The following is a 14,614-nucleotide window of genomic DNA, read 5'->3' on the forward strand; positions in this document are numbered from 1 at the left end:
TCCTCACTCTCTCAGCCTGGTGATACCGCAGCGCTGACCGACACCCGCTGGCGTACCCACGACCCGGCGCGGGATCAGTCGTCGGCGTCGAGCTCGGCGAGCACCTCGTCAGAGGCATCGAAGTTCGCAAAGACGTTCTGCACGTCGTCGCTGTCCTCGAGCGCCTCGATCAGGCGGAAGATCTTTCGTGCGCCATCGGCGTCCACCTCGATCTGCGTGGCGGGCACGAACTGAGCCTCAGCAGAGTCGTAGTCGATGCCTTCACCCTGCAGCGCCGTGCGGACGTCCACCAGGTCGGTCGCCTCGCTCAGCACCTCGAAGGACTCGCCAAGGTCGTTCACCTCTTCGGCGCCGGCATCGAGCACCGCCGCGAGTACATCGTCCTCGGTGAGCCCGTCCGTCTTGGAGACCAGCACCACGCCCTTGCGGGTGAACAGATAGGAGACGCTGCCCGGATCGGCAAGTGAACCGCCGTTGCGGGTGAACGCCACGCGCACGTCCGAGGCTGCGCGGTTCTTATTGTCCGTCAGGCATTCGACCAGCACCGCCACGCCACCGGGCGCATACCCCTCGTACATGATCGTCTCGTAGTTGGCGCCACCGGCCTCATCGCCCGAGCCACGCTTCAGCGCGCGCTCGATATTGTCGTTCGGAACGGATGACTTCTTCGCCTTCTGGATCGCGTCGTACAGCGTCGGGTTCCCGGCCGGGTCCGCACCGCCAGTGCGAGCGGCCACCTCAATGTTCTTGATCAGCTTCGCGAAGAGCTTGCCCCGCTTGGCGTCGATCGCCGCCTTCTTGTGCTTGGTCGTCGCCCACTTGGAGTGACCCGACATGTGTGTTCACCTCTCGCATCAGTTCGTGTGCCCCGCAGCGTGTGCCCTACGAAGCACGTGACTCAGCGGTGCGCATGGACCAGATCGAGGAAAGCGCGGTGGACGCGCACGTCCCCGCTGATCTCGGGATGAAAGGCCGTCGCCATCAGCGCACCCTGACGTACTGCAACGATCCTACCGGTCGCGGGTCCCGTGCTCACCGTGGCCAGCACCTGCACGCTCGGACCTGCCGTCTCGACCCATGGCGCCCGGATGAACACCGCTCGCATCGGCGCGTCACTCGATCCCGCGCCCAGAGCAGGCGCGTGAAGGGCCTCCTCGAAGGAGTCCACCTGCCGCCCGAACGCGTTCCGGCGGACTGTCACGTCCAAACCACCAACGGTCTGCTGGCCCTCGATACCGTCGAGAATCCGGTCGGCCAGCAGGATCATGCCCGCACATGAGCCGTACACCGGCAGACCCGCCGCGATGCGTTCGCGGAGCGGGTGCATCACGTCGAATCGCCGGAGCAGTTTGTCGATCGTGCTGGATTCGCCACCCGGCAAGACGAGGGCGTCCACCTCCGCGAGCTCGCTGGCGCGGCGAACCGGTGCGGTCCGCGCACCGCACTGCTGGAGTGCACGTGTGTGCTCGAGTACGTCGCCTTGCAGCGCGAGCACTCCGATCACCGGGGGGCTCATCAACGCATCTGCCCATCGCCGTCGTCAGTGTCCGGCAGCGAGCCGGTGATGGCGACATCCTCGCGTTGCAGACCTAACGCGAGAACCGTTCCGTCCCATCCCTGACGCCAGGCTCGAAGCAATTCGGGAAGCTCGGCAGGGAAAATCTCCACGCTCACCTGAGCGAGATCCTCGGGATGCCACCAGGCCACCTCGTCCATGAACCCTCGTTCGACGGCGGTCCAGCCGTGGGTGCTCACACTCACCCCCGTGCGCACATGCGCGAGGTAGAAGACCTCATCCTGGCGCACGGTCTCAGCGAGGAAGTCGAACTCCGCCGCCCGCGTCAGCACCGGACCGACGAGCCTGTCCGGATCGACGACCAGGCTCGTCTCCTCGGTCAGTTCGCGAACGGCGGCCTCGCGCGGAGTCTCCCCGGGTTCGATACCGCCGCCGATGGTGAAGTACCACGAGCGTTCGGGCTGATCCGCATCGTGTCCGCGGGCGAGCAGCACGCGTCCATCGTCGTCGAAGACGACCACGCGTGCCGCCCGGCGGAACGCGGTCCCGTCGGGCAGTCGTTGCCAGTCGGGCCCGAGGTTCGAGCCGGTCACGCCCTCGCGCTCACCAGCCACGCTCGGCGAGCCGGTGTGCGACCGGCAGGTCGTCGACGTTGATACCCACCATGGCCTCGCCCAGGCCGCGGGACGCATCGGCCACCTGGGCCGGATCATCGTAGAAGGTGGTCGCTCGCACGATCGCGGCAGCGCGCTCGGCGGGGTTGCCGGACTTGAAGATGCCCGATCCCACGAACACTCCCTCGGCGCCGAGCTGCATCATCATGGCGGCGTCGGCAGGAGTCGCGATGCCACCGGCGGTGAACAGCACCACCGGCAGTTTGCCGGCGGTCGCGACCTCGCGTACCAGCTCGTACGGGGCAGCCAGCTCCTTCGCGGCGACGAACAACTCATCGTCCGGCAGGTTCTGCAGGCGACGGATCTGCTGGCGGATCTGGCGCATGTGAGTGGTCGCATTGGAGACGTCACCGGTGCCGGCCTCACCCTTGGACCGGATCATCGCGGCGCCCTCGGTGATCCGGCGCAGCGCCTCGCCGAGGTTCGTCGCACCACAGACGAAGGGCACGGTGAAGGCCCATTTGTCGATGTGGTTGGCGTAGTCGGCCGGGGTGAGCACCTCGGATTCGTCGATGTAGTCCACGCCGAGGCTCTGCAGCACCTGCGCCTCCACGAAGTGCCCGATCCGGGCCTTCGCCATCACGGGGATGGAGACGGCCGAGACGATCCCGTCGATCATGTCCGGGTCACTCATCCGGGAGACGCCGCCCTGGGCACGGATATCGGCAGGAACCCGTTCCAGCGCCATCACAGCCACGGCGCCCGCATCTTCAGCAATCTTCGCCTGATCGGGTGTGACGACGTCCATGATGACGCCGCCCTTGAGCATCTCCGCCATCCCTCGTTTCACTCGAGCGGTACCACGCTCAGTGCCGTGGGTGGGCGGGGGCGTCATCGACTCAGACACAGTGACCTCGAACAGGTAGGCGGACGGCGGCGGAGCACCGCGAGACGATGACCAGTCTAGTGGCCCGCCGGCGCTCCCCCGCTGTTCGCCCCCACCATCTCACTGTGAGGCGGACGCCTCGCTTGGGCAGGATGTCTCACCTGCGCGCAGCGGCCGCATCGGCAACTGCGCGACGAGCAGCTGCGATCCCCTGCAGCAACTCGGTCTCGGTTCGTTCGGCCCGCGTGGAGCGGCCGGAGCGAACCTTCTGGCGCCGGTAGGCCAGGGTGGTCGCATCCCGCTGGAATGACACGGTGGCCGCCTTGGCACGCTCGCCGTAAGCCGCCGCCCACGTCTTTGCCTGGCTACGCAGCCGTAGCGACGCGAGCATGTCGACCTCATGCGGGGCGAACCAGCCCGCCGCGGCATACTCCCCCAGCCGGGACCGGATCACCCGGGCCTCGAGGTGTCGGAGCCAGAACAGCAGACCGACGGTGCCCAGGAACAACGGCATCTGCACCAGGAGGTACACCGCGAAGAAGTTGCCGCTGAGCGAGGCGCTCCCGTTCCAGAGTGCGTGCAGGACAATTGCTCCGAGCAGTCCGATCGGGAAGGCGAGCACGATCATCACCTTCCGCGGTGAACGCGCCGCAAGCCCGATCGCCAGACCGATGCAGGACGTGAACAGCGCGTGCGCGAACGGGGACACGAGCCCACGCAGCACGAACACCTCTGCCACCAGTTCAGCGTTCTGGGAGAAGTAGAGGATGTTCTCCGTGAACGCGAAACCCGCCGCAATCGTGGCCGCATAGACGACGCCGTCGACGGGGCCGTCCAGGTGGTTGCGCCGCAGGAGGAAGATCAACAACACGCCAAGCCCCTTGACCAGCTCTTCCGAGATCGGCGCGACGATCACCGCACCATAGGTCTCGGCCAGGGTGGGGTCCTGGGTGGACTCATAGATCCGCATGATCGCCGTCGTATTGATCACCAACGCACTCAGCACGGCGACACCGGCGCCCCAGAGCAGTGCCATCACCAGCATGGTGGCGGGTTCCGGGTCCCATCTGTCCAGCCACCGCACCCCGAGCAGGACGATCGTCAACGGCACGAGTGCGAGGACGAATCCAATCGAGGTGTTCCCCAGACCGGTCGCGATGGCGATGTAACCGATGGCCACCAACATGGCGAGTCCACCCACGATCGAGACGATCAGCTGGAACACGAAACGGTTCCCACGCCGCTGACCCGGCGCCCACACCTGTTCGATCGGCCCGTGAGCCGCTGTCAGGCCGACCTGCGGCCACGGGGACGGCGTCAGCGGCGCAGCACCGGCTCCCGGAGTGTGGCGCACAGATGCCCCGGGTCGATACGCGGGTGGGTATTCCAGCGGCATGGCGTCGCCCCTAGGAGGGTGGGCCCGCGGAAGGCGCAGTCGGGTCGAGCACGTCGAGCGCGTCGTCCATCTCGAACGGCCGGGGCATCGGCGCCCTCCCAGCTAGCCGGAACGCGCGGATCACCGGCGAACGCCGGATATGGCGAATCTGCACGACAGCGTCGTTGTGGAAGCGTCGGGCGAGCTGAACGCGATATGCGTGGTGCGCCAACCGGGCAAGGAGCGCAACGCCGTCGGGATCCTCGGCGATCCTGCGCTGGTCGGACTCTGCGCCGAGCGCACCCCGCAACGCCCGGGTCAGTTCGCTCTCGACCAGACCGCGGGCCTCCGCCGCCGCGACCGAATGCTCACCCACCGTATCCTCACCGACCAGGCGCTCGGACTCCACGGCCGCGCGCCAGCCGGCATCGGCCACGATCAGCGCACCGGCCGGGTCCAAGATTCCGGACTCGGCCACCGCGATCGCAGCTTCGGCCCGCCGCACCAACTGCGCTTCCAAGGTGGCGCGCGATGTTGCCTCCCGGCGGTGCAGACGGTCCAGGCGCCGTGCCAGACTCACCAGAACGAGGACGGCCACCGCCACGATGGCCACCACGATCAGTGCCACTTCGGCCGAGCCCATCAGGTCCTCCCCCCGCCGAACAGGCGGCCGAGCATTCCACGGCGACGGCCATCTCCTGCGTGCGCATCTCCCGCTGACTCGTGCACCATCGCGTACACGTCCAGGATACGGGTGGAGACCTCGTCCCAGTCGAATCTGGCCACCGCGGTGCGCGCATACCGACGGCGGGCATCCCGCTCGTCGACGTCCTCCAGAGCACGGCAGACCGTGGCAGCGAGCGAATCGGAGTTGCCCGTGCTGAACAGGAAGCCGGATCCGCCGTTGTCGAGCACTCGACGAAAGGCCGACAGGTCACTCGCCACGACTGTGGTGCCAGCGCTCATCGCCTCCACCAGGACGATCCCGAAGCTCTCGCCACCGGTCTGCGGGGCGACGTACACATCCACCGATGCCAGCAGGGCTGCCTTCTCCTCGTCCGAGATGCCACCCAGGCCCTGCACGGCCTGCGCATGCTCGCCGAGTCCGGCCAGTGCCCCGTCCAGATCCCCGCGACCGGCGATCAGGAAGCGCGCGCCTGGGTGCCGGGCGCGAATCCGTTCGACCGCACCGAGCAGGACCGGTAGCCCCTTGCGGGGCTCGTCCAGGCGCCCCAGGAAGGCAATCGTCGGCGCATCCGGGGCGCCCACCCATTCCGGATTCCGGGTCGCCGCAGCGAACGTACGCGTGTTCACCCCGTTCGGAATCACCACGGCGTCCCCACCCAGGTGCTCCACCACCGTGCGCCGGGCATCCTCGGAGACGGCGATCCGTGCACTGATCCGTTCCAGACCCGGGCGCACCAAAGGGTAGGCGAGCTGCAGCGCGCGGGAGCGCTCTTGTGCGGAGTGAAAGGTGGCCACCACTGGGACTTCGGCGAGGCGGAGCGCGATCAGGCCGACAGAGGGGGCGAACGGTTCGTGGATGTGCAGCACGTCGAAATCGCCCGCGGCGAGCCACCGTCCGGTCCGAGACGCCACGACGGGCCCGAACGCCAACCGGGCCACGGATCCGTTGTACCGCACGGGCACGGCGCCCCCGACGGACTCGAGGTACTCCGGGACCTCCGTGTCCTCTTCAGCGGGCGCAAGGACCGAGGTGGGATGCCCTTGCTCGATGAGCCGATCGGCGAGGTCTCGGATGTGGAACTGCACGCCTCCTGGAGCATCGAAGGAGTACGGGCAGACCAGTCCGACCTTCACCTCTGGACACCATTCGGTTCCGCTCCCGGCGCGGGACGTCCCTCAGTGCTCGAGGACGTCGCGGGAGGCGCGTACTGACCGCGATGGCGCTGTGATGCTGCGCGGGCGCGTGCCAGTCGCTCCGGATCCAGATCCTTCGTGTAGATCTTCTGCAGCATGTGCCAATCCTGCGGCACCCGTGCGAGGGCGTCGGCGTAGCGCCGGAACCAACGGCGCGTCAGCGCGGCGACGCGCTCCTGGCTGCCCGCGTACTCCGCACGGTCGGGCGCCGGTACCTCCTCAAGAAAGTGGATGTGGATCCCCCACGGACTGCGGGCCGCTTTGCGTCGCGCACCGTACAGGCGTTCATAGTGGATGAGCACGGGAACCAACCGGAGGTTCCGAGCCAGCGCGAGCGCCGCAGGCCCGGGTGCGACCATCACCGTGTGCGCTCCGAGGGGCACCTCCACCCCGGTACTGGAAAGGTCACGATCTGCGAGAAGGGGGACCACACCGGGGCGACGAGAGGCGCTCAGCAGACGCCGGAACACGCCCCCACCACGCTCGAACGGAACGATCACCATGCCGAGCGACTCGCGGAACTCGACGAACTCCTGAAAGAGCTCCTCCGGCTCCAGTCGTTCGGCCACCGTGATGACGGTGCCGAGATGCCGGTTCGCCCACGCTCCGGCGAGGTCCCAGTTGCCGGCATGACCGAGCGCCAGGACGACGGTCTCACCGGCGGCCGTGTGCGCAGCGATCCGCTCATGCCCGGTAGCCCGCACGCGGGCGTCCACCTGGGCCTGAGTCATCGCAGGGAGCTGGAACGCCTCACAGTAGTAGCGCATGTACGAGCGCATCCCGGCGCGGCTGAGGCGGCGCAGCCGGCGCCTGCTCTGGCCCGGCACAAACCGGTCGAGATTGCGTTCGAGCTGAACGACACCGGGCACCCGCAGGCCGTGCGCAACGATCGCGACGACGTCGAAGATCCCGCGGGCCAGGGGCCCCGGCAGCCGCGGCACCACCCGCCAGGCGAGGGCGAACACCCGGGCCGGATCGACCGCACTCATTGCTCCTCCTCGACGCGTCGGCTCTGCCGGAACACGGTGGCGATGCGTTGTACGACCGTGATCATGCTTGCCACCGCGAGTACGCCAAGCACCACCACGAGAAGCTCGTCGGGAGCGCCGAGGCCGACGGCCAACGTAGCCACGAGGGCGACGATGAGACGATCCGCTCGCTCGGCGATCCCCACTTTGGCTGTGAAACCGAGGCCCTCGGCACGCGCGCGCACATAGGAGACCACCATGGAGAGCACCAGGCAGGCCGTTCCGACCGCCAGGCCGGGCAATTGCCACGCCGGAGGGGCCGACGTCACCAGATACCAGCTCAGGCCGACGAACACTGCAGCATCGGAGAACCGGTCCAGGGCGGAATCGAGGAACGCGCCAAACTCCGATGTTGTGCCGCGTTCGCGGGCCATCAACCCGTCCACCGAATCGGTCAGGGCGAGCGCCCCGATCACCAGCGCACCCACGGTGAGGTGGCCGGTCGGGAAGAGCCACAGCGCTGCCGCAACCACCAGGATTGCGCCACCTACGGTGACCGCGTTCGGACTCACTCCCGCGCGCACGAGGGCGCGTGCCAGTGGACCGAAAAGCGTCTCTGTGAATCCTCGTCCACGCCTACCCAGGACCATCGCTGCCCCCCCAATGCTCGCTCAACTCGCGCCGCGTGTCCTCGAGGAGTTCGGGCAATGCCTTGGTACGGGCGATGATCGGCAGGAAGTTGGCGTCGCCGGCCCACCGGGGCACCACGTGTTGATGAGCGTGCGCGGCCACCCCTGCCCCCGCCACCTCACCGGCGTTCATGCCGAGATTGAAACCTGCCGGACTCTTCGTGGCACTCAGCGTCCGCATTGCAGCCTCGGTCAGCTCGATGAGCTCACCGCGTTCCTCCACCGACATCGTCACCAGGTCCGGGACGTGCCGGTACGGGCAGATCAACAGGTGTCCGGGGTTATACGGGAAGAGGTTGAGGACCACGTAGCAGTGTGTTCCGCGGTACACCACCAGCCCGTCAGCATCCGGGCGATCCGGCGATGAGCAGAACGGGCAACCGATCCCTGGGCGGTCGTCGGTCGGCTTCGACTCTCCCGCGATGTACGCCATCCGGTGCGGGGTCCAGAGCCGCTCGTAGCCGTCCGGCGTGCCAGCTAGTGAGTCGATGTCCTCCACCTCAGACCTGCACGCGCTGCTCGATCGCGTCCCGCACCAGTGCCACGGCCTCGGCCACCGGGACCCCGTTGCGCTGGCTACCGTCCCGGAACCGGAACGACACTGCCCCTGCTTCGGCATCGTCGCCGCCGGCGATCAGCACGAACGGCACCTTCTGCTTCGTGGCGTTGCGGATCTTCTTGTTGAACCGGTCATCGCTGACGTCGACCTCGGCGCGTACGCCGGCTGCCACGAGCTGTGCGACCACGTCGCGGACGTAATCGTCGAAGACCTCAGCCACGGGGATCGCGAGCACCTGCACCGGTGCCAGCCACGGCGGGAAGGCACCCGCGTAGTGCTCGGTGAGTACTCCGAAGAAGCGCTCGATGGATCCGAACAGCGCGCGATGGATCATCACCGGACGCTCGCGTGCGCCGGAACTGGAGGTGTACTCCAACTCGAAGAGCTCGGGCTCGAAGAAGTCGAGTTGAATCGTGGACAGCTGCCAGGTGCGCCCGATTGCGTCCTTGGCCTGTACGGAGATCTTCGGGCCGTAGAACGCTGCCCCGCCGGGGTCTGGCACCAGATCGAGGCCGGAGGCTTCAGCAACTTCGGCGAGGGTACGAGTCGCCTCGTCCCAGGTGTCTTCATCCCCGACCGACTTCTCCGGGTTCCGGGTGGACAGTTCAAGGTAGAAGTCGTCCAGGCCGTAGTCCTTGAGCAGATCGAGGACGAACGTCAGCAGGGATCCGAGCTCGTCGCGCATCTGCTCCCGGGTGCAGTAGATGTGCGCATCGTCCTGGGTGAAGCCGCGGGCCCGGGTGAGCCCGTGCACCACCCCGGACTTCTCATACCGGTACACGTGGCCGAACTCGAAGAGCCGCAGCGGGAGCTCACGATAGGAGCGTCCGCGTGAGCGGTAGACGAGGTTGTGCATCGGACAGTTCATCGGCTTGAGGTAATAGTCGTGTCCGGCCTTGGTCACGGTGCCATCGGCGTCACGTTCTTCGTCCACCCGCATCGGGGGATACATGCCGTCGGCGTACCACTCGAGGTGCTTGGAGGTCTCGAATAGGTGGCCCTTGGTCACATGGGGGGTGGAGACGAATGAGTAGCCGGCCTCCACATGGCGGCGGCGGGAATAGTTCTCCATCTCCATCCGGACCATGGCGCCCTTGGGGTGGAACACCGGAAGGCCTGATCCGATCTCCTCCGGGAAGGAGAACAGATCGAGTTCAGAGCCCAGCCGCCGATGGTCTCGGCGTTCGGCCTCGGCGAGGCGCTCAAGGTGTGCGCGCAGGTCGTCCTTGTCTGCCCAGGCAGTGCCATAAATGCGTTGCAGCTGCGGGTTCTTCTCGCTCCCCCGCCAATACGCGGCCGCACTGCGCATGAGTTGGAAGCCGTTCCCGATGAGCTTGGTGGTGGGCAGGTGCGGACCGCGGCACAGGTCCTTCCACGCCACCGAACCGTCCCGGCGCAGGTTCTCATAGATGGTCAGGTCCCCGGCACCCACCTCGGCGGCGGCGCCCTCGGCCGCCGCGCCGGCGTCCCCGCCGGCTCCCTTCAGCCCGATCAGCTCAAGCTTGTACGGCTCGTCGGCCAGTTCGGTGCGCGCCTGCGCATCGGTCACCACCCGACGGCGGAAGGACTGACCCTCCTTCACAATCCGGGCCATGGCCTTCTGGAGAGCCTTGAGATCGTCGGGGGTGAAGGGAGTCTCGACGTCGAAGTCGTAGTAGAAGCCGTCCGTGATCGGCGGCCCGATACCGAGCCTGGCCTGTGGGTCAACCTGCTGTACGGCCTGCGCGAGCACGTGGGCGGTGGAATGGCGCAGGATCTCGAGGCCGTCGGGACTGTTCAAGCGCACCGCCTCGACCACGTGACCACCGCTGACGACGACGTCGAGGTCTCGCAGGGCTCCGTCCACGCGCACCGCGACGACGTCCCGCTGATCGCCGTACAGGTCCGTGCCCGTGGTGCCCACCGGGACCGATCGCGGTGAGTCGTCAACACGGAGAGTGATCTCGGGCACGGGGAACTCCTGAATGGATGGGCGGTGGTCGTTCACGATCGTATCCACTCCCGGGAGCCGACCTGGACTCGATTTCGGCAGTCCGCCCCGTGCGCCATGCCGTGCTCCAGGGGGAACGACGCACGAAGCCCCAGAGCGTGGCGACGCTCTGGGGCTTCGTATCGTGTGGTGGGCGATACTGGGATCGAACCAGTGACCTCTTCCGTGTCAGGGAAGCGCGCTACCGCTGCGCCAATCGCCCTCTCGAGTGCGAGGTGGGTACGGGATTCGAACCCGTGTATACGGCTTTGCAGGCCGCTGCCTCGCCTCTCGGCCAACCCACCGGGTGACGGTTCGGACCCGCCATCTCCACTATGGGTCCCCGTCTCCGAGCGGATGACGGGACTCGAACCCGCGACCCTCACCTTGGCAAGGTGATGCTCTACCAACTGAGCCACATCCGCATGCTGCCTCCCGCACAAATGCGTTCGGCGTGCGTCAGGAACTTTAACCCACACTGTCGGACACGTACAAATCGCACCGGTGTCGTTAGCGTGTGGGGCATGCCACATGAGCCCCCGGCCGCCGCACCGGGCCACCGTGCGCCGTCGACGCGTGCCCTCTCCGACGAGGCCTGGTCCCGCTCGCGTGCATGGTTCCGAGGCGTCCATGCAGAGGGCGTCACTGAGTACGCGAACCTCTCGAGGCAGCCGGACGCGCTTGCTCAGGGTGGGTGGTGGGCCGTCGTGGCCGAGTTCGAGGGGGACGTGCACGCCTGGCGATTCGCCGACGTCGAACGATCGGCCCGGGTGGTACGCGATGCGGGCCCATGGCACGGACCCGTGGCACAGGAATGGACCTCGTCCATGGATCGCACGGCCTACACCGCAGCCGTCGCGGCCGTTCGTGCGGCGATTCGCGATGGTGAGGTGTACCAGGCCAACATCTGCCGGATCCTTACGGCCCGATTGCCCGGACGCCCCGATCCCGCCCCGCTCGCTGTGCGACTCGCCCGCGGCAATCCCGCGCCATATGCGGCTCTCATCGACGTTCCCGAGGTGCCCGGGACGCCGGGCTGCTGGGTCGTCAGTGCCTCTCCGGAGCTGTCCATCGAGGTGGCCGACGGCACGATCGCGTCTGGTCCGATCAAGGGGACCGCCGCACGTGAATCGGAACTGCTGGAGAAGGACCGCACGGAGAACGTCATGATCACCGATCTGGTGCGCAACGATCTGCAGCGGGTGTGCCGCCCTGGCACGGTGACCGTGACTGACCTGCTCCGCGCCGAACACCACCCCGGGCTGGTGCACCTGGTCTCCCGCGTACGGGGCAACCTGCACATCGATCCCGCCCGTGATCGAACTCAATGGCAGGCGATCCTTGCCGCCACCCACCCGCCCGGCAGCGTCTCCGGAGCGCCGAAGTCCTCGGCGCTACGCCTCATCGACCAGCTTGAGAGCGCTCCTCGCGGTCCCTATTGCGGGCAGATCGGCTGGATCGACGCCGATCGGGGAACTGCTCGACTCGCGGTGGGAATCCGGACGTTCTGGTGGTCCGATGGCACGCTCGCCTTCGGTACCGGCGCTGGGATCACGTGGGGAAGCGATCCGGCCGGTGAGTGGTCCGAGACCGAGTTGAAGGCAGCTCGCCTTCTTGGCCTGGCGAGCCGATAGACCGTGCGGCGTGCGAAGGTCGCTCACAACCCTGCTAGCATCGTCTACCGTCACACCGCGAGCGGAATGACACCCGGGCGATTGGCTCAGTGGTAGAGCGCCTCGTTCACACCGAGGAGGTCACTGGTTCGAACCCAGTATCGCCCACCGGGATCAGACGGAGCCGTCCGCACGGCGGCGCCGCAGCATCGCATCTGCATCCCGATTCAGCGGCCCTCGGTGTGCGCACGGACGCTCTCTCGAGCGGTCGGTTGAGGCGTTTCCGAGGGCAACCCAGGTTGAGGGCGTGTTCGTCAGGCCACGACCGGGCCCGGAGCGCGAGAGAGAGCGCAGGGCAGCATCGCTGATTCTGCGTCCGTTGTGCCTGCTCAGGAGGACCACGTGCCGTCAGCCGGCTCCCGTACGTCGACCCGATCCGGTCGGCGGCCTTCACGCGCCAATGACCCGGCGCCGATCCTTCCGATCCTGGCTCGCCGGGTGCGTGAGGTGGAGTCCAAGTCCGTCAAGGGCAAGGTCGGTCCGACCAACCGCATCAAGTTCCAGGTGATCGCGCTGCTGGTACGCGAGGAGCGCGCCCGGATCAAGGCCGACGAGAGCCTCGGGAACGCCGCCCGGGCGGAGGTCCTCAAGCGGCTGGACGGGGTGGCCACCATCCTCGCCCGGACGGCGGCGCAGGACACCTCACTGCTGAGCCTGATCGATCCCCAGGGTGCCCCCTCAGCGGCTGCCCAGCGGATGCGCAATGAGTGGCTGATTGAGTCCGGCGTCGAACTCACTGAAGACGAACTCACGATCAAGGCGCCGGCGCACCACAAGAGTGCCGTGGTTCCCGACGAACTCGCCGCGCGCCAAGTGGTTCCCACTCAAGTGCGCGCACGGGTGCGTGCCAATCCGTTCCTCGAGCCAGATCTCAGCGCCAAGTCGGCCGCTGACGGTTCCGGTTACCTGTCCGGCTGGGACCTGATCGACCCGCTGTACCGGGCGTTCGAACAGGGCGCCGGCGGTGGTGCGGCGACGATGCGTCTGCCGGATGCGCCCAGGCGCGACCTGTTCTCCCCTCGCGACCTCGAGCTGATGCCGCATCAGGCTCGCTTCCTTGAGGCCGTTCGGCGCGGGCATCGCACATTCCTGCTGGCGGACGAACCGGGCCTGGGCAAGACGGCACAGTCGGTGCTCGGTGCATCGGTCGCCCAGGCCTATCCGATGCTCGCCGTGGTGCCGAACGTGGTCAAGATCAACTGGGCTCGTGAAGTGCAGCGATGGACCCCGCAACGCCGGGTCACGGTGATCCACGGCGACGGCCGGGACATGGACGCGTTCGCCGATGTGTTCGTGGTGAACTACGCCGTCCTCGACCGGCACCTGGCCTGGCTTGCCACCCTGGGATTCCGCTCCATGGTGGTGGACGAGGCACACTTCATCAAGAATCTCTCCTCTCAGCGCTCACAGCACGTACTCGCACTCTCCCGGCAGATCCGGGAGCGCAGTCCCGGCAACAACCCGCTGCTGATGGCGCTGACCGGAACGCCCCTGATCAACGATGTCGAGGACTTCAACGCGATCTGGCAGTTCCTTGGCTGGACGGACGGGCACCAGCCCTCACCAGCGCTGACCAGGCGGCTCGAATCCACCGGCCTGACGCCCGCGGATCGGGCCTTCTATCCCGAGGCGAGGGCCGCCGTCATCGATCTGGGCATCGTCCGCAGAACGAAAACGGACGTGGCCAAGGACCTGCCGGCCAAGCGGGTGGCTGACCTGCCGGTGGAGCTGGACAACGAGGTGGGCAAGTCCATCCGTGCTGCTGAGCGTGAGTTGGCCCAACGCCTCGTCACCCGGTACCGCCGCCTGCTGGAGAGCCGCGCGGGTGGATACGACCCCGAGGCCGGGCCCGACCTGGACCTCATGCGCCGGGTCGCACGCGCAGAACTTGAGTCCACCTCCCCCACCGCTGACGGCGAGAACGTGTTCACCATGGTGCGGCGGATCGGTCAGGCCAAGGCGGCCGTGGCGGCCGACTACGCCGCACAGCTGGTGCATTCGGTGGGCAAGGTGGTCTTCTTCGCCAAGCACATCGACGTGATGGACACCGCCGAACGCGTGCTGGCCGAGGCCGGACTGCGCACCGTCTCCATCCGCGGCGACCAGTCGGCGAAGGCTCGCCAGTCCGCGATCGACGCATTCCAGAAGGACCCCGAGGTCTCCGTGGCGGTCTGCTCCCTGCTCGCTGCGGGAGTCGGTCTCAACCTGCACGCCGCCTCGAATGTGGTGCTCGCCGAACTCTCCTGGACGGCGGCCGAGCAGGAGCAGGCGATCGATCGCGTCCACCGGATCGGACAGGAGGAGCCGGTGACGGCCTGGCGGATCCTCGCTGCGCACACGATCGACACGAAGATCGCGGAGCTGATCGACTCCAAGCAGAGCCTCGCGGCCCGGGCCCTCGACGGAAGCGACACCGAGATCGTCTCCAGCGAGACCGTGCAGGTGGACGCGTTGGTCCACCTGATGCTCACCGCTTTGTAAGAT

The 14,614-nt window shown here is 67.4% G+C and carries 13 protein-coding genes and 4 tRNA genes; 3 read left to right on the forward strand and 14 right to left on the reverse strand.

Annotated elements, in window-relative coordinates:
• Window positions 1-74: 74 nt before the first annotated feature.
• From LQF10_RS09705 to LQF10_RS09770, 14 genes are all read right to left on the reverse strand, one after another.
• Window positions 75-836, reverse strand: a complete 762-nt coding sequence (locus LQF10_RS09705; RefSeq protein WP_231063658.1) for a YebC/PmpR family DNA-binding transcriptional regulator — start codon at window positions 834-836, stop codon at window positions 75-77.
• Window positions 837-898: 62 nt separating this feature from the next.
• Window positions 899-1,516 carry a pyridoxal 5'-phosphate synthase glutaminase subunit PdxT gene (gene pdxT, locus LQF10_RS09710; protein ID WP_231063659.1) on the reverse strand — a complete coding sequence of 206 codons (618 nt, stop codon included), beginning with the start codon at window positions 1,514-1,516 and terminating at the stop codon, window positions 899-901.
• On the reverse strand, window positions 1,516-2,109 hold the full coding sequence (locus tag LQF10_RS09715) for an NUDIX hydrolase (protein ID WP_231063660.1): 594 nt from the start codon (window positions 2,107-2,109) through the stop codon (window positions 1,516-1,518). Before LQF10_RS09715 ends, pdxT begins: the two co-directional genes overlap by 1 nt.
• Window positions 2,110-2,119: 10 nt before the next feature.
• Window positions 2,120-3,025: a pyridoxal 5'-phosphate synthase lyase subunit PdxS gene (pdxS, locus tag LQF10_RS09720; RefSeq protein ID WP_231067297.1), complete on the reverse strand. Its 906-nt coding sequence runs from the start codon at window positions 3,023-3,025 to the stop codon at window positions 2,120-2,122.
• A 148-nt stretch (window positions 3,026-3,173) separates the two neighbouring features.
• Window positions 3,174-4,241 (reverse strand): PrsW family intramembrane metalloprotease, encoded by a 1,068-nt coding sequence (locus LQF10_RS09725; protein WP_231063661.1) that lies wholly within the window; start codon window positions 4,239-4,241, stop codon window positions 3,174-3,176.
• A 181-nt stretch (window positions 4,242-4,422) separates the two neighbouring features.
• Window positions 4,423-5,034: a hypothetical protein gene (locus tag LQF10_RS09730; protein WP_231063662.1), complete on the reverse strand. Its 612-nt coding sequence runs from the start codon at window positions 5,032-5,034 to the stop codon at window positions 4,423-4,425.
• Window positions 5,034-6,212, reverse strand: a complete 1,179-nt coding sequence (locus LQF10_RS09735; protein ID WP_231063663.1) for a glycosyltransferase family 4 protein — start codon at window positions 6,210-6,212, stop codon at window positions 5,034-5,036. Before LQF10_RS09735 ends, LQF10_RS09730 begins: the two co-directional genes overlap by 1 nt.
• A complete protein-coding gene (locus LQF10_RS09740) occupies window positions 6,209-7,261 on the reverse strand; it encodes a phosphatidylinositol mannoside acyltransferase (protein WP_231063664.1) in 1,053 nt (350 codons plus the stop codon). The genes LQF10_RS09735 and LQF10_RS09740 overlap by 4 nt, the downstream gene beginning before the upstream one ends.
• The gene (gene pgsA, locus LQF10_RS09745) at window positions 7,258-7,890 is read right to left on the reverse strand and encodes a phosphatidylinositol phosphate synthase (RefSeq protein ID WP_231063665.1); all 633 of its coding nucleotides are present in this window, start codon (window positions 7,888-7,890) and stop codon (window positions 7,258-7,260) included. Before pgsA ends, LQF10_RS09740 begins: the two co-directional genes overlap by 4 nt.
• Window positions 7,877-8,428: an HIT family protein gene (locus LQF10_RS09750; protein WP_231063666.1), complete on the reverse strand. Its 552-nt coding sequence runs from the start codon at window positions 8,426-8,428 to the stop codon at window positions 7,877-7,879. The genes pgsA and LQF10_RS09750 overlap by 14 nt, the downstream gene beginning before the upstream one ends.
• Window position 8,429: 1 nt before the next feature.
• Complete coding sequence (gene thrS / locus LQF10_RS09755; protein WP_231063667.1) at window positions 8,430-10,439, reverse strand: threonine--tRNA ligase; 2,010 nt, start codon at window positions 10,437-10,439, stop codon at window positions 8,430-8,432.
• Between the two features lie 166 nt (window positions 10,440-10,605).
• A tRNA-Val gene (locus LQF10_RS09760) sits at window positions 10,606-10,680 on the reverse strand.
• Window positions 10,681-10,691: 11 nt separating this feature from the next.
• Window positions 10,692-10,762, reverse strand: a tRNA-Cys gene (locus LQF10_RS09765).
• A gap of 47 nt (window positions 10,763-10,809) precedes the next feature.
• Window positions 10,810-10,882: transfer RNA gene (locus LQF10_RS09770), tRNA-Gly, on the reverse strand.
• Between the two features lie 99 nt (window positions 10,883-10,981).
• On the opposite strand from LQF10_RS09770, the gene LQF10_RS09775 reads away from it, so the two are divergent.
• The 3 genes from LQF10_RS09775 to LQF10_RS09785 all read left to right on the forward strand — a co-directional run bounded on the left by LQF10_RS09775 (window position 10,982) and on the right by LQF10_RS09785 (window position 14,611).
• Entirely contained in the window at window positions 10,982-12,091 is a 1,110-nt protein-coding gene (locus LQF10_RS09775) for a chorismate-binding protein (protein ID WP_231063668.1), read from the forward strand.
• 75 nt (window positions 12,092-12,166) lie between these two features.
• Window positions 12,167-12,238: transfer RNA gene (locus LQF10_RS09780), tRNA-Val, on the forward strand.
• 234 nt (window positions 12,239-12,472) lie between these two features.
• Window positions 12,473-14,611: a DEAD/DEAH box helicase gene (locus LQF10_RS09785; protein ID WP_231063669.1), complete on the forward strand. Its 2,139-nt coding sequence runs from the start codon at window positions 12,473-12,475 to the stop codon at window positions 14,609-14,611.
• The last annotated feature ends 3 nt before the right edge of the window (window positions 14,612-14,614 follow it).

It is taken from the genome of Ruania halotolerans (assembly GCF_021049285.1).
Lineage (GTDB): Bacteria > Actinomycetota > Actinomycetes > Actinomycetales > Beutenbergiaceae > Ruania > Ruania halotolerans.